This window comes from Polymorphospora sp. A560, assembly GCF_045781765.1.
Lineage (GTDB): Bacteria > Actinomycetota > Actinomycetes > Mycobacteriales > Micromonosporaceae > Polymorphospora > Polymorphospora lycopeni.
This window is the reverse complement of record NZ_CP122282.1, coordinates 2747772-2764838: the sequence shown is the minus strand read 5'-3', so window position 1 is coordinate 2764838 and position 17067 is coordinate 2747772. Positions and strand designations below refer to the sequence as shown.

Below are 17067 nucleotides of genomic sequence, written 5' to 3'. Positions count from 1 at the left end.
GTCAGGGGCGGCCCGACGGGAGGCCGAGGCGGTGACCCGAGTCACACCGGTCAAGCCGGGACGGCTGTCCGACCGACCCGACTCTCTCCTCCGACAAGATGGAGGGCCGCGTTCACGCCCGGGGCGGTCCATCCAAATCGACCACGCCAGGAACATCCAACTGGCGCAGCAGAACGCTCAACAACTCGATCTCTACGCGAGTGCCCGCGAATCCGACCCCTCTGAGCCTGTCTGCGGACGCCCGAGCCTCCTGAAGGCTCCCACCGAAGACCTGACGAAAGACTCTGAGTATCCGGCCACCACCACGCGACTCACTGTTTTCGAGCCGCAGACGGCAGCCCCCGTGCTGAGCCAACAACTCGTCCCGAACCTCGTCCGGCGCGGGCCCCCAGCCACCGTCACACGACACCGTTCCACAGGCACTGCAGTCCCACTCCAAGCCCCAGCGGAGCTTGCTGTCGCGCGTGAGCTGCACCGCCCATCCACTGCACGGAGTGCCGCACGTCTGGCAATCACCCGAGAGTCGGGCCGCTTGCTCACTCACTTCGGGCCAGACGATCCCAGGTTTCGGTGTACGTGACCACGACCATCCGGCGCCTTCCGTCCGGCGCGTCCACCCAACTCGCCGGATCACGCAACGCGTCGTGCAACCTCTCGCCCGGCAGCGGCTCCGTGCCGTCCCAGCGGTCGAACGTCGGCTCGGTCAGCTCGATCAACTCCCGTTCGACCAGGTCCGCGACCACCGACGCGAAGCGCGGGACCAGCTCGCGCTTCGCGACGTCGTCCAGCTTGGACGGACAGGTGGTGTCACCCGTCCTCGCCCACTCCAGCCGGGCACCGTACCCGTCGATGATGTTGTTGAGGTACGCCTCCTCGAATGCACTGATCATCACGGCTTGCTGTTCCAACGTCATTTCATCCCAGACCCGCACGCACCGATTGTGCGCCGCCACGGCAGGACCGACGGGTGAGCCCACCCCGCCCGTGGTCCGGCCGATCGCCGCTGTTCGGGACTGTTCCGAACAGCGCGGGCATAGCAGGCGGAAGTAGCGAACTGCTGGAATCGAGAACATCGATACTCGACCCCTGCCGCCGGAGGCTCGCCCTTCGCCCAGGGAACCGGAAGGGAGTGACCATGTCGGACGTTCCTATCCGTGGCCGGCACCGGCCGGCCCCGTCCGGGTGGCCGCGGCCTCCGCCCGGATCCGGGCCGCGGTCCCGATGTCCCCGGCCCGGTGGTGAGCCTCGGCGAGGGTGTCGAGACCGGTCGCCAACCAGGTTCGGGAGCCGACCCGCCGCCACAGGTCGACCGCCGCCTCGGCACGCCGGACCGCCAGCGCCGGCCGGCCGGCCGCGAGTTGCGCCTCGGCGAGGGCGTAGAGGGTCGCCGCCTCGCCCCACACGTTGCCGAACTCCCGGTAGGTCCACAGACTCCGGGCGAGCAGCCGGCGCCCCTCCCCGTACGCCCCCTGTCGTACCAGGACGTCGCCCAGCCAGCAGCGGGCGTGGGTGGCGGAGAGGCGGTCACCGAGGGCCTCGCTGATCGCGGCGGCCCGCCGGAAACAATCGGCGGCGAGCGGGTACGCGCCGACGGCCCGATGGCTCTGCCCCAGACATCGCAACGCCTGGGCCTCGCCGGGCCGGTAGCCGGCGGATCGACTCAGCCGCAGACACTGCTCGAATCGTTCCGCGGCGGCCTCGACCCGCCCCTGTTCCAGGTCGATGACGCCGATGCCGTTGGTGACGTAGACCAGACAGTTCACGTTGCCCGCGGTACGGGCCAGTTCGGCGGCCTGCTCGAAGTGGTGGACGGCGGTGTCGTACCGGCCGAGCAGCCGATGCACGTACGCCAGTCCGGCGCTGGCACTGGCCTGGTAGGCCGGGTCGCCGTCGGTGAGTCGCAGGGCCTGCTCGAAGTGGTCGAGTGCCTCGGCGTACCGGTCCAGAATGGTGGTGAGTTCGCCGAGGCAGCGGTGCAGCGTGCCCGCGCTGTGCCGGTCGCCGGCGGACAGCGCGACCGCGAGCGCCCGGCCCTGCAACCGTTCCCAGTCGTCGAAGTGGCTGCCGACCTGGAAGAACGGTGTCAATGCGGTCGCCAGCCCGGCGGCGGGCGCGATCACGTCGTCGTCCAGCCCCTGGTCGACCACCGCGATCAGAAACCGGCGTTCGTCGTTGAACCACACCACCGGGTCGGCGGTGAGCCGGTCGGCTTCCGGCGTGGGGAGTCGCCACGACACCAGTTCCTCGTGCGACATGACCTGGAAGTCGGCGGCGAGGATGGTCGCGGCACGGTCGGCCAGGGACAGGCAGGCGCCGCGCAGCCGGTCGAGCGCGGCGGCCCGCCACCGTGGAGTGATCTCCTGATCCGCCCGCTCCCGGCCGAGCAGCCGTACGAGGTCATGCACGCGGTAGCGGATCCCGGTGTCGCCGACCGGTCCGATCTCCAGCAGGTGCACCTCGACCAGGTCGTCGAGTATCGCCTCCGCCTGCGACACGCTGGTGTCCAGCATCGCGGCGAGGGCCCAGGCGGCGAAATCCGTGCCCGGCAGCAGACTCAGCATCTGGAGGGCCCGATGGGCGGGCTTGCCCATTCCGCGATAGGTCAGTTCGAGGCTGGCCCGGACGGCGACGTCACCGACGGCGAGTTCGTCGAGCCTGCGCTGCTCGTCCGCGAGCGCCCGGGCGACCCTGACCAGCGGCCAGTGCGGTCGGGCCGCGAGCCGTGCTCCGGCCACCCACACCGCGAGGGGAAGGCCACCACAGGTCCGGACGATGAACCGGGCCGCGTCGGCCTCCGCGACGGTCCGGTCCCGGCCCAGCATCTCGCGCAGCAACGCGAGTCCGGCGGCGGAGTCCAGGACACCCAGGGGTAGCCGGCGGCTGGCCAGGTCCGCCACCGTGGTCCGGCTGGTGACGATGGTGGCGCACCCTTCGCCGCTGGGCAGCAGGTTGCCGATCTGCCGGGCGGATGCCGCGTTGTCGAGGACGATCAGCATCTCCCGCTGGGCCAGCAGGGTGCGGTAGAGGTGGGTGCGGCTGGTCAGGTCCGGGGGCACCGCACCGCCGCGTACGCCGAGGGCCCGCAGGAAGGTGCCCAGGACGGTGTACGGCTCGGCCGGCTCGTCACCGAAGCCCTGCAGATCCGCGTAGAGCTGACCATCCGGAAACCGGGCCACCGACAGGTGCCCGATGCGTACCGCCAGGGCGGTTTTGCCGACCCCGGCCGGGCCGGTGACCAGCAGCGTCACCGGGCCGGCGGCATCCCGGTCGAGCAGCCGTCGAGCCCGCACCACCTCGTCGTCCCGCCCGACGAACAACGGAAGGTCCGGCGGCAGCAGCCGCGGGACCATCGGCCGGCCGGTGGGTGGGGCGAGCGGGTGGCCGGGCTCCTCGGTGCCGGCCCCGTCGAAGGCTGGCGGTGCCGCGGCCTCTGAGCCGATCGGCGGGGCCGGTGGCCGGCCGGATCGGTCGGCCACCGGGGCGACCTCGTCGGGCAGGGCCAGCGCACGGCGTGCCTCGACCCACTCCCGTACCAGGCCCGGGTCGCCGCCGCAGGCGCGCACGAGGGCCGCGACCACATCGTCGGACGGGAGCGAGACCCTGTTGAGCGCGCTCGCGAGGGTGCTGGCCGGCAACTGGTCGCCGGCCATCCTGGCCCGCCGCTCGAGCGCCCGGTATGAGAGTCCAGACATGGATCGCATGGCACGCAACCGGGCAAGGAACTCCGCCCCGGTCCGCACCGTTCCGGGCCGTAGCGACACCGTCACGCATGGCACTTTATCAATGCGTGCCCGGCCGGTCGCACCCGCACTGTCGCCTAACAATCACTTCGGAACGCACCCGCCCGCCTCGCGAACCCGGCCGATCGATCATGGCCGCGAGATCCGGTCACGAGACGGGTTCTCCGATGTCTGGACGATAGACTCCCCGACCCAGCAGCGGGCCGGCGATTTCCCACATCCTGTCGGTCAACGGGACCGGGCGCAGCGAGACCGGGTCGAGGTTCACCAGCACCCGGCTCCCCTCGGCGTGGCGGACCGAGCGCGTGGTCGACAGCACCTCGAAGCGATAGGTGACACTGGTGCGCCCCGCCCGCTCCACCCAGAAGTGCACGTCGACATCGCACATCCCGACAATCGGCGCGTGGTACGTGATTGTCAGCTCTCGTACCACCTGGACCGATTCACGCGGGTTCGGAGCCCAGCCGGCTTCAAGCCAGTAGTCGATCACAGCCCGGTCGAACAGCACGGCGTAGCCGGCATGATGCAGGACGCCGAAGCCGTCGAGATCGTCAAGATATACGCGCTGACGTGTGACGACACCCTCGGCGATGTCGATGGTCATCTGCCCTCCTCAACAATACAACCGATCGGTCGCATAGTAGGGGGTCGCCAAGCTTTACGTCCAGTCGGTCGCATAAGCTACGGGGATGACTTCGGTGGACGGTCGGCGACGGCGCGGCGATGCCACCCGGCGCACCGCTGCCCGAAGCGCCGCGATGACGGCGACGGTCGGTGGGCTGGAATCGGTGACGGTGGGCGGACTCGCCGCGTCGACCGGGTTGAGCAAGAGCGGGATCCTCACGGTGTTCGGCAGCCGCGAGGCCATCCTGCTCGCCGCCGTCGCCGAAGCCCGCCAGATCTACATCGACACCGTGATCGCACCCGGGTGGGGAGCACAGCCGGGACGGGACCGACTACGCGCCCTCGTGGACTCGTGGTTCTCGTGCCTACGTCGCAGAGTCTTCCCGGGAGGGTGCTTCATCACGGCGACATCCAGCGAGTACGGCCACCGGGAGGGACCCGTCGCCGACGCGATCCGCAAACTCAAGCGGGAATGGCTGGATCTCATCGAGTCCGAGCTTGCGGTCGCGGGCTCCCTCGATCCGCCCGGCGACGCGTTTCGCATCGACGCGTTCCTCAGCGCCGCCAACACGCGCTTCCAACTGTTCGACGACGAGACCGCGCTTGAGCGCGGGCGACACCTCGCGCTCGAGGTCATCGACCGACACTCCTGAACGACTCGCGCCCCTCACCCGCCCGAGATCTCTGGGCCGAGACGGCAGCTCAGCCCAGCAGCTCTTCCGTGAGGTCCATCAAGCGTCCGGCGTTCTGCGGATCGAGCGTGGGGAAGCTGAGCGGAAGTCGCTTGTTCCGGTCGACGGCGGTCAGCGGCGCGGCTGGCGGCGCGTCCAGGAACTGGTGAATGGGGGCCACCGCGTCCGCGACCGGGCGGGCCGCCACCGACACCGCCGCCAGCAGGCCGCGGACGACCAGCGGGAGCGGGCTGCGGTCGCCGCTCTTGGTGAAGCCGGGATGGTAGAGCACGTATCGGGCGCGGCTGCCGGACCGTTGGGCGAAGCCCACGCCGAGCAGGTCGTTGGCTCGACCGGCCTGCAGTTGCGCGGCGACGACCGAGTAGCCCGACGTCAGTTGCGGGTCGGCCCAGCGGACCCCGCCTTTGGTGACGCCGACGCCTGCGATGTTCACGATTACCGGCGCGGTAGCCCGGTCCATCGCCGCACGCAGGCCGAAGCTGAGCAGATAGCGACTGAGGTAGTAGAGCGCGAACGTACGCTCCAGCCCCTCGGCGGTCTCGATTCGACGCGGCGCCACCGCGTTGGCGAACAGCGTCAGCGCGTCCACGACGTGGTACTCGGTGAGGATGTGCTCGACGACCTGTCGCGTCTCGGTCACGCTGGAGAGGTCGACGGGAAGGAAGGTGACAGATCCGCCCGCCAGCGCCTCGCCGCGTTCGCGGTTGCGGCCGAGCACCACGACCCGGTCACCGCGTTCGGCCCGGCCGAGGGCGAATGCGCGCCCCATTCCGTTGGTGCCACCACTGACCACCACGACTCCCATGTCGCCTCCGTTACCGTTCTCCACTGACCTTGCTCATCCTGGGCAGATGATCGACGGAGGCGAAAGAAGGCACTTTCATGGCCACAAGGAACACCGGTGTTCGTACCACGCTGGACAGCCACCGGTTGCCGATTCCCGTTCCGATCGACGAATACGAGTGTTGCCCGGTCACAGACGTGTTGCGGCGGGTGAGTGACAAGTGGACGCTGTTGCTGATCACCCTGCTCGGCCAGCAGCCGTACCGGTTCAACGAGTTGCACCGGGCGGTGGAGGGGATCAGTCAGCGGATGCTCACCCGGACGCTGCGCGTGCTGGAGAGCGACGGCCTGGTCGAACGGGAAGTGTTTCCGACGTCGCCGCCGAGCGTCGAGTACCGGCTGACGGCACTGGGCGCCAGCCTGCTGGAGCCACTCTCGGCGCTGGCCAGCTGGGCGGTCGACCACCACGCCGAGATCGCGGCGTCCAGAACCGGTACCGGGTATCCGAGGCGGGCAGGCCGGCCCCGGGCGGGATTCCCGCCGTCACCTCCAGATCGTCCCGGGCACGGACCGTTCGAGCGTCGTACGGATGAGCCGTCGAACTGACACCCGCCGAGTCCGAAGGCCCTGCGCCGGCCGAGCGGTCGTCAGTAGACCTCAACCTTGCCCGTGGAGCGCGGGCTGCCCGGGTCGTTGAAGAAGTACTCGCCGGGGCGGGCGAAGGTGTAGCGGAAGGACTCGCCGGGAGCGAGCCGGACGTCGCGGCCTGGACCGACGCCGAACTCGCCGGCGACACCCACTTCCGCCAGCACGTCATGGGCGGGGTCCGCAGCACGATGGGCATCACGACGTTCTGCCAGAAGTGACGTCCCCGTGGGGCGGACGTCGGCGGTCCGAACACCGCCGACGTCCGCCCTACCGGAATCTGGCCACGGGGTACGGCAGCCCACCAGTTCGACCACGCAACCGGGAGCAGCCCTCCATCGGCACGGGCGCCCTGAAGCCTCGTCGGATCAGGTGATGGCCAGGACAAGCGCCTTGCCCTCGCGGGCCGCCGCGAAGAGGAAGCCGCCGATGTTCCGCTCGTCGTCCGCGACCGCCTCGGCGGGCTCTCCGACAGCACCGTCGGCGTCGGGACCGGCCCCGGTCAGTTCGGCGGCGATCCGGGCGACCTCCGCCGTGCCGAGGACCGACGGCTGCCTGTACCCGATCTCGACGTCGAGAACGTCGTCGCTGCCGTGGACCGCGTAGAACAGCCAGGACCGCTGCTCCGCGGAGCCGGGATCCTCCTCCCACACCACCCCGGCGACCTCGCTCAGGATCCGGTAGTCGGTGCCGAACAGGTCGCGGTCCTCGTCGAACCCGGCCAGCGACTCGTCGGGGTCGTGGAACATCCCTTCCGCCAGCGCGGGCTGGGCGCGCAGAGTGGCCAACAGCTCCGGACTCACCTTGGCCGGCATCAGCCACATCGACATGGTGAGGCAGCGTACTGCCGCCGTCCGACACCGCCGCCGGCGAAGCCTTGGTGTCGCTGACCTCGACGCGCACCTGGCAGCGGCGGATGCTGTTCGTGGCTAGGCACCGGTCCGACCCACCTGTCGGCTCGGCGGTTCGAGGAGGCGTTGCAGCAGCAACAGGCCGCTCTGGAGGTCGGCGCTCCCGTCGAGCAGCCACTGGGTGCTGAGGCCGTCGGCCGCCGCGAGGACGAGCGAGGCCGCTTCGTCCAGAGGGATGTCGGACCGGACGCTTCCCGCCGCCCGGCCTTCCTCGAGAAGGGTCACGATCGTCGCCCTGAGGTTGGCGTACCGCTCGGAGAAGTGCGCCCGCGAGTGGTCGTTGCCGGCCTCCAGCGCATGGGCCACCATGCTGTTCAGCAGGGCCATCAGCCCCGGCACCCGCATGCTGTGTTCGGCTGATCGTTGGATCAGGTCGACGAAGGTGTCGTCGTCCTCGGACGGGGCGTCCAGGAATCGGCGGTCGTGCTCCCGCAGCACCTCGATGAAGAGCTGTTCGCGGGTGCCGAAGTGGTGCTTGAGCACCGGATGCGTCACGCCGATCGCCTCACCGATGGCGCGCAGCGAGGTGCCCTCGAACCCCAGCCGGTCGTAGACCGCCAGCACCTCGTCGATGATCTGCTGCCGCCGCGCAAGTCCCTTCGAGTACGGCCCCCGCTTCGACGAGCCCTCCCGCCGGGCGGGTCGGGGTTCCCGGTCGGTCATGGCACTACCTCCAAAGCGGTCGACGCGCGGTGGAGCGCGGCTCACTCGATCCTATGACCACCGCCACCAAAATATCCGGTCGGATATTTTCATGCTACCGTCTGCTGGACGCCGGATCGCGTCACCACCCCCGGACAGCCGCGAGTGAGCACCCGCACCGGCACCCGGTCACCGACACGCAGGAGGAAACGGCATGGCATGGCAGTTGTTCAGGCTCGGACGCTGGTCGTTCCGACACCGGCGGACCGTGACGGGAATCTGGGTCCTGCTGCTTCTCGTCGTCGCTCTCGGGGCGGCGACCCTGTCGGGCAAGACGAACGACAGCTTCGAGCTGTCCGGTATCGAGTCGACGCAGGCCTTCGACCTGATCAGGGACCGCGATCCCACGGCCGCGCCGGAAGGCGCTACGGCGAGGGTGGTGTTCCAGGCGCCGGACGGCGAGTCACTGGCAGACCCGGCCAACCAACAGGCTGTGTCCGACGCGCTCGCGGCGCTGAGGACGAGCGGCGTCGTGTCGATCCTCGACCCGTTCGCCGCGGGGACGATCACCGAGGACGGGCGTACCGGCTACGCCTCGGTCAGCTACGCCCGGAGCGCGGTCGATCTGTCCCAGGCGGACCGGGAGGCCCTCGAAGCCGCCCGTGATGTCGCCGAGGAGGCAGGGCTGACGGCCACCATCGGTGGAGACGTGATCGGCGTGGAGATCGGCGGGGCGCTCGCCGAACTCATCGGCGTCGCCATCGCCTTCGTGGTGCTGGCCCTCACCCTCGGGTCGCTCGTCGCGGCCGGGATGCCGCTGCTGACCGCGCTGGTCGGCGTCGGCATCGGTATCACCGCCATCGCCACCCTGACGGGGTTCGTCGAACTCGGCACCACGACCCCCGCGCTCGGCACGATGCTCGGGCTGGCGGTCGGCATCGACTACGCGCTGTTCATCCTGTCCCGCTATCAGGCCGAGGCACGCCGGGGCCGCCCGCTGGAGGAGGCAGCCGGCCGCGCCGTGGGCACCGCGGGCTCCGCGGTGGTGTTCGCCGGCCTCACGGTCGTCATCGCACTCGTCGGCCTCGCCGTGTGCGGCATCGGATTCCTCACCGAGATGGGGCTGGCCGGAGCGTTCAGCGTCACTCTCGCCGTACTCATCGCGCTCACCCTGCTGCCCGCACTGCTCGGTTTCGCCGGCACCCGCGTCACGAAGCGAAGTCCTCGCGCCGGGCAAGAGCACACCGACGCCGAACCGAACCCCGGCGAGCCACGCACCCTCGGTCGCCGCTGGATCGAGGGCCTGGCCCGGTTCCGCTGGCCCGCGCTCCTGGCCGGGATCGTGGCCGCCGCCGTGGCCGCCGTCCCCGTAGCCTCCCTGCAGCTCGCGCTGCCCGACGACAGCACCAAGCCCGCGGGCAGCGACGTACGCCTTGCCTACGACCTCATCGACGAGCACTTCGGCGCCGGAGCCAACGGCCCGCTGCTCGTCGTCATCGACACCAAGGAAGCCCCGGACCCGGCCGCCGCCGTCGCGGCCGCCACCGAGCGGCTGCAGACGCTGGCGACCCGAGACGACTCCAACATCGCCGCCCTGGTCCCTGCCGTTACCAGCGACAGCCCCCAGGCGCGGCAGGCCTACCTGCGGCAGCTCGACACGGCACAGTTCGCGACGCTCACGGTGATCCCGCACTCCGGACCGTCGGACGAATCCACCAAGGACCTCGTCGCGGACATCCGAGACACGCTGTCGGACCTGCCGGACCAGAGCGGGGCCCGGGCACTGGTCACCGGCGTCACCGCGGTCGGCGTCGACATCTCCAACGAGCTGACCGAGGTGTTCCCGCTCTACCTCGCCGTCGTCGTGGGTCTGGCCTTCATCCTGCTCATCGCGGTGTTCCGCTCGATCTGGGTGCCTGTCAAGGCAGCGCTCGGCTTCCTGTTCTCCGTCGGCGTCTCCCTGGGGGCGACAGTCGCGGTCTTCCAATGGGGCTGGCTCAACGAACTCGTCGGTCTCGACACCACCGGCCCGGTGCTGTTCCTGCTGCCGATCCTGCTCACCGGCATCCTGTTCGGCCTGGCGATGGACTACGAGGTCTTCCTCGTCACGCGCATGCGAGAGGCCTACGTCCACGGCGCACCAGCGCGTCAGGCGGTCATCGACGGGTTCACCCACAGCGCCCGCGTCGTGGCGGCCGCCGCCCTCATCATGGTCGGCGTGTTCGCGGGCTTCACCCTCACCGACGACATCATCCTCAAGACCATCGGCTTCGCCCTCGCCATCGGCGTCCTCGTCGATGCGTTCCTGGTCCGCATGCTCATCGTTCCCGCCACCATGCTCATCCTCGGCCGGCGAATCTGGTGGATGCCCCGCTGGATGGGCAGGCTCGTGCCGACCTTGGACGTCGAGGGCGAGGAACTCGCGAAGCACCTCGCACCACGCTGACCAACCCACCGGTGCGTGCCTCGACGCAGGCGCATCATCGCCCTGGCCGAGTCGATCGCCGCCTCGGCCAGGGCGCGAACTCGACGTCGCGCCCACGTCAATCGAGGGTCATCGGCCCGATTAGGCGGATCTCCTCGACGTCCAGTCGAGCCTGCAGTTCGCGCAGCACGGCCTCGTCGATCTCCCGGGCGTCGCGCATCCGGGTGATCTCGCGCCGCTTGTGGTCCAGCGCCGCCAGCCGCAGTCGGCGCTCGACCTCTTGGGCGCCGCCCGACTCGTCGTCCTGCCCGGCCTGCAGTGCGCCGAGGTGTCCCTCGTAGTCGCCCCGCAGCCGCTGCACGCTCTCCGGATCGGCGCCGACCCGGTCGGCGATGTCCGGCAACGCCGTGAGCGTGGCCTTGGTGGCCAGGACCTGCGCCTGCCGCGCCTCGTCGGCACGTTCCGGGTCGCCGGAGAGCCCTGCCCAGTTCATCAGCAACGGCAGCGTGGTCCCCTGCACGAGCATCGTCAGCAGGATCACCGTCGCGACACAGAAAATGATCAGATCGCGCTCCCGGACCGGCTCCCCGTTGACGGTCAGCGGGACGGCGAGCGCCGCCGCCAGGGAGACGGCCCCCCGGAACCCGGCCCAGCCGGCGACGGTACGCACCCGCCAGTTCACCCGCCGCCCGCGACTGGACTCCCGTCTGTCCACCACCCGGGCGACGGCGGCGGTCAGGTGCAGCCAGAGCATCCGGACCGCGACCAGCACCCCGGCCACGACGACCGCGATGGCGATCGCGCGCATCAGCGAGGTGCTGGTGACGTCCCGTACCGCCCTCGGGATCTGCATCCCCAGCAGCACGAAGAGTCCGCCGTTGATAAGGAAGGTGGTCAGGTCCCAGAACGACAGCGCCAGCACCCGCGACCGGGCCCGGATCACCCGAGGGCTGGCGAAGGCGACCAGCAGCCCGGCGGCCACCACGGCGAGCACGCCGCTCTCGTGGATGGATTCGGCGAGGAAGAAGGCGGCGAACGGGGTCAGCACGCTCAGCGCCCCCTCCCGCAGCGGGTCGTCCAGGCGCTTGCGGATCAGGATCACCACCGTGCCGACCAGCAGGCCGGCCGCGATGCCGCCGAGGAAGGACAGGCCGACCTTCTCGACGAGTTCGATGGCGTTCGGAGCCGCGTGCCCGCCGAGCAGTCCGAGCGCGATGGCGAACAGCACCAGGGCGGTGCCGTCGTTGATCAGGCTTTCGGTGTGCAGGGTGGCGAGCAGGCGTCGGGGCATCCGCTTGGCCAGGCCGGCCACCGCCGCCGCGTCGGTCGGGGCGAGCACCGCACCGATCACCCAGGCCACCGCCGGGTCGACGCCGAACCGCTGTACCACCAGCGACACCGCCACCATCGTGACGCCGACCAGCCCGATCGCCAGCAGAGCGATGACCACGATGTTCGCCCGTACCTCCCGCAGGCTGGTGGTCAGACTCTCCCGGTAGAGGATCGCCGGCAGGAACAGCAGCAGCACCACCTCGGGGGCGAGGATCACATGGGACAGCGGTGGCAGGAGCGCGAGCAGCGCGCCCAGGCTGATGAGCAGGACCGGTGGCGCGACCCGGTAGCGGCCACCGATGGTGGTGCCAACCAGCACGGTGACGCCCAGCGTGATGATCAGCAGCAGTTCCGGCACATCGCCCCCGTCCGTCCTCGCTCACATGGTGGTACCTACGCCGGCCGCCCGCCCCGGAATCGGCGGACCGGGGTGCTGAGGGGCGGAACGCCGCCCCGGTCCGCTTGACACCCCCGTCACCTGGCGCACTCGAGCCCAGGCAGGTCGTACGTCTTGCACATGACCGTGGCCGCGTGGCGGGCCGCCGCGTAGGGGATGTGCGCGTGGGGCGGGTAGCCGAGCGGGGCATGGATCTCGTCGGCGGCCGTCCCACGCCACGCCCCCGGATCCGGCATGACGGCTCCGCGATAGGACAATCGCGTCATGGGTACCTTCATGACAGCGGAGCAGATCGCCGACCGAACGTCACGTGCCGTCGACGCGGCTGTCCGCGCGGGGCGCGGTCTCGGGCTCACCGTGACCGATGCCCGGGTGCTCTACGACGTGTTCTCCGTCGTTGTCCACCTCGCACCCTCGCCGGTCGTGGCCCGGGTTCTCACCGTGTTGCCGCACCACGCGGATCTCGACAGCCAGGCGAGCCGACAGCGGGCGGAACTGGACGTGGTCCGGTGGCTCGCAGACCAGGGAGTCCCCGTCATTCCTCCCAGTTCCCTCGTTCCGCGCGAACCTGTTCAGGTCGACGGATTCTCGATGACGTTCTGGCAGTTCGTCGAGAAGGCCCCGGCCACGGAACCCGACTACGTGGCGAATGCCGGCCTGGTCACCGATCTGCACGCCGCCATGCGCGCCTACCCGGGTGAGTTGTCGTTCCTGTCCGCGGCCGAACCGCGGTTCATCGAAGACAGCATCGCTCTGCTCGACGGACGCCCCGACCTCATCGACCCGGCCGACCTGGACCGCGCGCGCCGCGAATGGCAGGTCCTGGAACCTGTGGTGCGCTCGCGCACGGCGTTCGAGAAGACGTTCCCGGGGATCGACCTGCAGCCCATCCATGGCGACTGCCCGGCGGTGAACATCTTCCACGAGGTGGACGGAGACTTGTACGCCGACTTCGAGATGGTGACGCTGGGGCCGGTCGAGTGGGACCTGGCCGGCCTCGGCCCCGAGTGCGAAGCCGCCTACAACCGTGAAGCACGGCGCAAGGGCATGCGGCAGTTGAACGAGGACGTGCTGCGCTTCGTCAACGCCGTGGGAATGCTGCGAGGCGTCGCCAGCCTCGCGCTCGCGCCGCAACTGCCCCTGCTGGCGGATGCTGCCGGGGAGCTTTCCGCGCAGTGGCGGTCGATGCCGTTCGCCGGAGGCCTGGTGGGCTGACGGGCGGGGCGGCCCCGCGTTACGGCAGGGCGGCCGGGGCGGTGTGGTGCGTCGATTCGCGCTGGCGGGCGTCCTGGCTGGGAGGTACGCCGAACTGGCGTCGGTATTCGCGGCTGAACTGTGACGGGCTGTCGTAGCCGACGTGGCGGCTGACGCCGGTCACGTCGTTGGAATCCGTGGCGAGTAGCAGTCGGGCTTCCTGGAGCCGGATCTGTTTCTGGAACTGGATCGGGCTCATCGCGGTGACCGCCTGGAAGTTGCGGTAGAAGGCGGACAGGCTCATTCCGGACAGCTGTGCCAGGTCCTGGACGCGGAAGGACTGTCTGTAGTGCTCGCGGATCCATCGGACCGCCCGTGCGATGTGGGTGAGACTGCTGTCGGCGAGGCCGAGCTGGCGGACGATGACGCCCTGATCCCCGGTGACGAGCCGCCAGAGGATTTCCCGTTTGATCAGCGGCGCCAGCACCGTCCTGTCGCGCGGCTTGTCGATCAGGCGTAGCAGCCGGATCACCGCGTCGAGCAGTTCGTCGGGCGCGTCGCTGACGGCGATGCCGGACGGCGCGCCGCCGTCGACGGGTGGGAGATCTCCGGGGGCCGCCGCCAACAGCAGCTCGGCGACGGCGGCGGGTCGCAGGATCAGGCCGACGCCCAGCGCCGGCCGTTCGGGGCTGGCATCGACGAAGTGGCCGGTGACCGGCAGGTCCACGGACGCGACGAGGTACTGGCCGGCACCGTAGTCGTACACGCGATCGCCCAGCGCGATCCGTTTCGTGCCCTGTGCGATGAGCGCCAGCACCGTGCCCGACATCGACGGTGAGGGTGGAGCCGACTTCTCGACCTTGGAAATCAGAAGGTCCTCGATGGCGGTGCCCGCGTCGGGCCGGGCGTGGCGGCTGAGTAGACCGCGAAGCTCCCCAAGTCTCACCCGCCCAATTCAAGCACTGCCTGATCCTCGCCACAACGAGAGGATCAGGCAAGACGTTGCGAGCATCGTTCTAACGTTTCCACTGCTCACGGTGATTCGATGAGGTGGTCGATATTCCCGGAGCGGATGCCAGCTCCAAGGCTGGGAGGAACAGGCACCCATGACAGTCACCCACGGATTCCACGCCACCATGACCGCGCGGCCGGGCAAGGGCGACGAACTGGTCGAGCTTCTCCTCGACGCCCCGTCGCTGCCGAACCAGGACTGCGTCGTCTTCCTGGTCTCCCGCTCGGCCAGCAACCCGGACGTCGTCTCCGTGACCGAGGGCTGGACCAGCCAGCCGGCGCACGGCGCCTTCTTCGCCACCGAGCAGGCGCAGGCCCTGGTTGCCAAGCTGCGCCCGCTTCTCGCCGACGAATCGCACTACGTCGACGAGGTACCGGTCGGCGGCAAGGCCACCTTCTGAAAACGCCGTCAAGAGAAAGGACCATCGTGGTGTTGGCACGACCTGACTTCGACCCCGCACTGCGCATGCTGCTCGCCGACATGCCGCTCGTCCCCCAACTCACCCCCGAGGCCCTGGCGCAGATCCGGCCGTACGCGTCGTCACCGGTCGAACCGCTGCTCGACGGCCGTGCTGTCGAGCGGCGCGAAGTGACCATCTCCGCTCAGGACGGCACGCGGATCCCGCTCTCGATCCTCACTCCCACCCGGATGGCCCGTACCGCCGCCGCGCCGTGCGTCTACTGGATCCACGGCGGCGGGATGGTCATGGGCGACCGCTATTCCCAGATCGACATCCCGCTGGAGTGGCTGGAACTGCTCGGCGCGGTGGTGATCTCGGTCGACTACCGGCTGGCACCGGAGGTCAACGGCACGACCCTGGTCGACGACTGCTACCACGGGCTGCTCTGGACCGCCGAGCACGCCGCCGACCTGGGCATCGATCCGGCCCGGATCATCGTGGCGGGCGCGAGCGCCGGCGGTGGCCTCGCCGCCGGGGTCACCCTGATGGCCCGCGACCGTGGCGCTCCGGCGATCGCCGCCCAGGTGCTGATCGGCCCCATGCTCGACCACCGCAACACCACCACCTCCAGCCGGCAGTACTCCGGCGAGCCGGGTGTCTGGACCCGCGAGATGAACGAGTTCGCCTGGCGATCCGTGCTCGGCCACCTCGCCGGCGCCACGGTACCCGCGTACGTCTCACCGGCCCTGGCCGACGATCTCGCCGGCCTACCCACCACCTACGTCGACGCCGGCTCGGCCGAGGTCTTCCGGGACGAGGGCGTCAACTACGCCGCCCGGATCTGGGCCGCCGGTGGCCAGGCCGAACTCCACGTCTGGGCCGGAGGCTTCCACGGATTCGACGCGCTGTATCCGCACGTACCGGTCTCGGCCGCGGCCCGACAGACACGCAACGACTGGCTCACGCGCGTACTCGGCACGGCTCCCGACATCCAGACGAAGGAAGAGGGCTGACCATGCGGATCGCCATCGTGACCGGCGCCAGTTCCGGCATCGGACAGAGCGCGGCCATCCAGATCGCCAAGCGCGGAACGGGCGTCATCCTCACCTACCGCGACAACCACGCCGGCGCGTCGGACACGGTCGCGACGATCGAGAAGAACGGCGGCACCGCTGTCGCGCTACGGCTGGACATCGGCCGATCGGAGACCTTCCCGGCATTCCGCGACTCCGTTGTCGCCGTCCTCCGCGACACCTGGCAGCGTGACACGTTCGACCACCTCGTCAACAACGCCGGATCCAGCCGGATGGCCCTGTTCGAGCACACCACGGAGGAGATGTTCGACGCACTCATGCGGGTGCTGCTCAAAGGCCCGTACTTCCTCACCCAGACGCTGCGACCGCTGCTGGCCGACGGCGGCGCCATCGTCAACGTCACCAGCAACGCCGCGTCGGTCTCCGGCCTCGAGCCCGGATACTCCGCCTACGGCACGATGAAAGGCGGCCTGGTCGTACTGACCCGCTACCTGGCCAAGGAGTTCAGCCGACGCGGCATCCGGGTCAACTCGGTCTCGCCCGGTTCCACCCGCACCCGCATCGCCGACAACGCGTTCGAACGCCACCCCGAGGTGGTCCCCGGTCTCGCCGCCAGAACCGCCCTGGGCCGACTCGGCGAACCGGACGACATCGGCGTAGCCATAGCGGCACTACTCGGCGAAGACGGAAGCTGGATCACCGCACAGAACATCGAGGTTTCCGGCGGCTACAACCTCTAGCAGCCCACCGTCCGACTTCAAGGGGTGCATCAGCGGGATGGGTTCCTGACATGCCTTGCGTCGCCGGCGGCCGCCTGTGCCTCGGTTCCCGGCACGACTATCCACTCGCATTCTCGGATCCACGACTTCGTTGCGGACCGTGATCGCCACCACTGCGACCGTTGGGCCGCAGGCAGCGTCGAGGCGGCGTGTACGGAACTGTTCCGCACAGCCCCTTCCCCGCATTACCGATCGCCGGTCAGGCTTGCGGTCACAGGTCGAAGCGACCACACAGGACCTCTTCGTCTTGCAGGACCCGGCGTTGCCCGAGGACACCCTGTCCTCCTGCGCCCTGACCTGACCGAACAAGTTGAAGGAGGTTCCACCGGCCATCCAGGCCCGCCCACGGCAGAGGAGGAAGTAATGCGAATCAGTCGGACACTGAGTGTCATCCTCGGCACTTGTTCATGGCCGGAGCGTTGGCCGTTCCGGCACAGGCCGCGCCGTCCGATGAGTC

Annotated in this window: 17 protein-coding genes; 7 read left to right on the top strand and 10 right to left on the bottom strand. The window is 69.7% G+C overall.

The window, feature by feature from the left end:
• Nucleotides 1-536 precede the first annotated feature (536 nt).
• The 3 genes from QCD66_RS12585 to QCD66_RS12575 all read right to left on the bottom strand — a co-directional run bounded on the left by QCD66_RS12585 (nt 537) and on the right by QCD66_RS12575 (nt 4344).
• Nucleotides 537-890 (bottom strand): hypothetical protein, encoded by a 354-nt coding sequence (locus QCD66_RS12585; protein WP_375733458.1) that lies wholly within the window; start codon nt 888-890, stop codon nt 537-539.
• 258 nt (nt 891-1148) lie between these two features.
• The gene (locus tag QCD66_RS12580) at nt 1149-3692 is read right to left on the bottom strand and encodes a tetratricopeptide repeat protein (protein WP_375733459.1); all 2544 of its coding nucleotides are present in this window, start codon (nt 3690-3692) and stop codon (nt 1149-1151) included.
• Between the two features lie 196 nt (nt 3693-3888).
• The gene (locus QCD66_RS12575) at nt 3889-4344 is read right to left on the bottom strand and encodes an acyl-CoA thioesterase (protein WP_375733460.1); all 456 of its coding nucleotides are present in this window, start codon (nt 4342-4344) and stop codon (nt 3889-3891) included.
• An 85-nt stretch (nt 4345-4429) separates the two neighbouring features.
• Here QCD66_RS12575 and QCD66_RS12570 point away from each other — a divergent pair, with 85 nt between their 5' ends.
• Complete coding sequence (locus QCD66_RS12570; RefSeq protein WP_407567134.1) at nt 4430-5017, top strand: TetR/AcrR family transcriptional regulator; 588 nt, start codon at nt 4430-4432, stop codon at nt 5015-5017.
• A gap of 49 nt (nt 5018-5066) precedes the next feature.
• Here the strand turns inward: QCD66_RS12570 and QCD66_RS12565 are convergent, their stop codons facing one another.
• Nucleotides 5067-5861 (bottom strand): SDR family NAD(P)-dependent oxidoreductase, encoded by a 795-nt coding sequence (locus tag QCD66_RS12565; RefSeq protein ID WP_375733461.1) that lies wholly within the window; start codon nt 5859-5861, stop codon nt 5067-5069.
• A 188-nt stretch (nt 5862-6049) separates the two neighbouring features.
• Here QCD66_RS12565 and QCD66_RS12560 point away from each other — a divergent pair, with 188 nt between their 5' ends.
• Entirely contained in the window at nt 6050-6445 is a 396-nt protein-coding gene (locus QCD66_RS12560; protein ID WP_375733462.1) for a winged helix-turn-helix transcriptional regulator, read from the top strand.
• A 41-nt stretch (nt 6446-6486) separates the two neighbouring features.
• On the opposite strand, the gene QCD66_RS12555 is transcribed toward QCD66_RS12560, so the two are convergent.
• The 3 genes from QCD66_RS12555 to QCD66_RS12545 all read right to left on the bottom strand — a co-directional run bounded on the left by QCD66_RS12555 (nt 6487) and on the right by QCD66_RS12545 (nt 8058).
• On the bottom strand, nt 6487-6651 hold the full coding sequence (locus QCD66_RS12555) for a hypothetical protein (RefSeq protein WP_375733463.1): 165 nt from the start codon (nt 6649-6651) through the stop codon (nt 6487-6489).
• 201 nt (nt 6652-6852) lie between these two features.
• Complete coding sequence (locus tag QCD66_RS12550) at nt 6853-7314, bottom strand: hypothetical protein (RefSeq protein WP_375733464.1); 462 nt, start codon at nt 7312-7314, stop codon at nt 6853-6855.
• A 99-nt stretch (nt 7315-7413) separates the two neighbouring features.
• The gene (locus QCD66_RS12545; RefSeq protein ID WP_375733465.1) at nt 7414-8058 is read right to left on the bottom strand and encodes a TetR/AcrR family transcriptional regulator; all 645 of its coding nucleotides are present in this window, start codon (nt 8056-8058) and stop codon (nt 7414-7416) included.
• 247 nt (nt 8059-8305) lie between these two features.
• On the opposite strand from QCD66_RS12545, the gene QCD66_RS12540 reads away from it, so the two are divergent.
• Entirely contained in the window at nt 8306-10483 is a 2178-nt protein-coding gene (locus QCD66_RS12540; protein ID WP_375733466.1) for an MMPL family transporter, read from the top strand.
• Nucleotides 10484-10580: 97 nt separating this feature from the next.
• Here the strand turns inward: QCD66_RS12540 and QCD66_RS12535 are convergent, their stop codons facing one another.
• Together QCD66_RS12535 and QCD66_RS12530 are read right to left on the bottom strand one after the other, a co-directional pair.
• Nucleotides 10581-12152, bottom strand: a complete 1572-nt coding sequence (locus QCD66_RS12535) for a Na+/H+ antiporter (protein WP_375733467.1) — start codon at nt 12150-12152, stop codon at nt 10581-10583.
• A 116-nt stretch (nt 12153-12268) separates the two neighbouring features.
• The gene (locus QCD66_RS12530) at nt 12269-12427 is read right to left on the bottom strand and encodes a hypothetical protein (protein WP_375733468.1); all 159 of its coding nucleotides are present in this window, start codon (nt 12425-12427) and stop codon (nt 12269-12271) included.
• Nucleotides 12428-12455: 28 nt separating this feature from the next.
• Here QCD66_RS12530 and QCD66_RS12525 point away from each other — a divergent pair, with 28 nt between their 5' ends.
• Complete coding sequence (locus QCD66_RS12525; RefSeq protein WP_375733469.1) at nt 12456-13406, top strand: phosphotransferase; 951 nt, start codon at nt 12456-12458, stop codon at nt 13404-13406.
• Nucleotides 13407-13425: 19 nt separating this feature from the next.
• On the opposite strand, the gene QCD66_RS12520 is transcribed toward QCD66_RS12525, so the two are convergent.
• Entirely contained in the window at nt 13426-14331 is a 906-nt protein-coding gene (locus QCD66_RS12520) for an AraC family transcriptional regulator N-terminal domain-containing protein (RefSeq protein WP_375733470.1), read from the bottom strand.
• Nucleotides 14332-14491: 160 nt separating this feature from the next.
• On the opposite strand from QCD66_RS12520, the gene QCD66_RS12515 reads away from it, so the two are divergent.
• Genes QCD66_RS12515 through QCD66_RS12505 form a run of 3 tightly spaced genes read left to right on the top strand, consistent with a single transcriptional unit; the run spans nt 14492 to nt 16571 of the window.
• Complete coding sequence (locus tag QCD66_RS12515; RefSeq protein ID WP_375733471.1) at nt 14492-14797, top strand: putative quinol monooxygenase; 306 nt, start codon at nt 14492-14494, stop codon at nt 14795-14797.
• A 29-nt stretch (nt 14798-14826) separates the two neighbouring features.
• Nucleotides 14827-15810 carry an alpha/beta hydrolase gene (locus QCD66_RS12510; protein ID WP_375733472.1) on the top strand — a complete coding sequence of 328 codons (984 nt, stop codon included), beginning with the start codon at nt 14827-14829 and terminating at the stop codon, nt 15808-15810.
• Nucleotides 15811-15812: 2 nt separating this feature from the next.
• The gene (locus QCD66_RS12505) at nt 15813-16571 is read left to right on the top strand and encodes an SDR family NAD(P)-dependent oxidoreductase (RefSeq protein WP_375733473.1); all 759 of its coding nucleotides are present in this window, start codon (nt 15813-15815) and stop codon (nt 16569-16571) included.
• The last annotated feature ends 496 nt before the right edge of the window (nt 16572-17067 follow it).

What these genes read in the sequence shown, in the direction of transcription:
- QCD66_RS12585 (WP_375733458.1), bottom strand. Translation starts at nt 890, where the DNA reads ATGATCAGTGCATTCGAGGAGGCGTACCTCAACAACATCATCGACGGG.
- QCD66_RS12580 (WP_375733459.1), bottom strand. Translation starts at nt 3,692, where the DNA reads ATGTCTGGACTCTCATACCGGGCGCTCGAGCGGCGGGCCAGGATGGCC.
- QCD66_RS12575 (WP_375733460.1), bottom strand. Translation starts at nt 4,344, where the DNA reads ATGACCATCGACATCGCCGAGGGTGTCGTCACACGTCAGCGCGTATAT.
- QCD66_RS12570 (WP_407567134.1), top strand. Translation starts at nt 4,430, where the DNA reads ATGACTTCGGTGGACGGTCGGCGACGGCGCGGCGATGCCACCCGGCGC.
- QCD66_RS12565 (WP_375733461.1), bottom strand. Translation starts at nt 5,861, where the DNA reads ATGGGAGTCGTGGTGGTCAGTGGTGGCACCAACGGAATGGGGCGCGCA.
- QCD66_RS12550 (WP_375733464.1), bottom strand. Translation starts at nt 7,314, where the DNA reads ATGTCGATGTGGCTGATGCCGGCCAAGGTGAGTCCGGAGCTGTTGGCC.
- QCD66_RS12545 (WP_375733465.1), bottom strand. Translation starts at nt 8,058, where the DNA reads ATGACCGACCGGGAACCCCGACCCGCCCGGCGGGAGGGCTCGTCGAAG.
- QCD66_RS12530 (WP_375733468.1), bottom strand. Translation starts at nt 12,427, where the DNA reads ATGCCGGATCCGGGGGCGTGGCGTGGGACGGCCGCCGACGAGATCCAT.
- QCD66_RS12525 (WP_375733469.1), top strand. Translation starts at nt 12,456, where the DNA reads ATGGGTACCTTCATGACAGCGGAGCAGATCGCCGACCGAACGTCACGT.
- QCD66_RS12515 (WP_375733471.1), top strand. Translation starts at nt 14,492, where the DNA reads ATGACAGTCACCCACGGATTCCACGCCACCATGACCGCGCGGCCGGGC.
- QCD66_RS12505 (WP_375733473.1), top strand. Translation starts at nt 15,813, where the DNA reads ATGCGGATCGCCATCGTGACCGGCGCCAGTTCCGGCATCGGACAGAGC.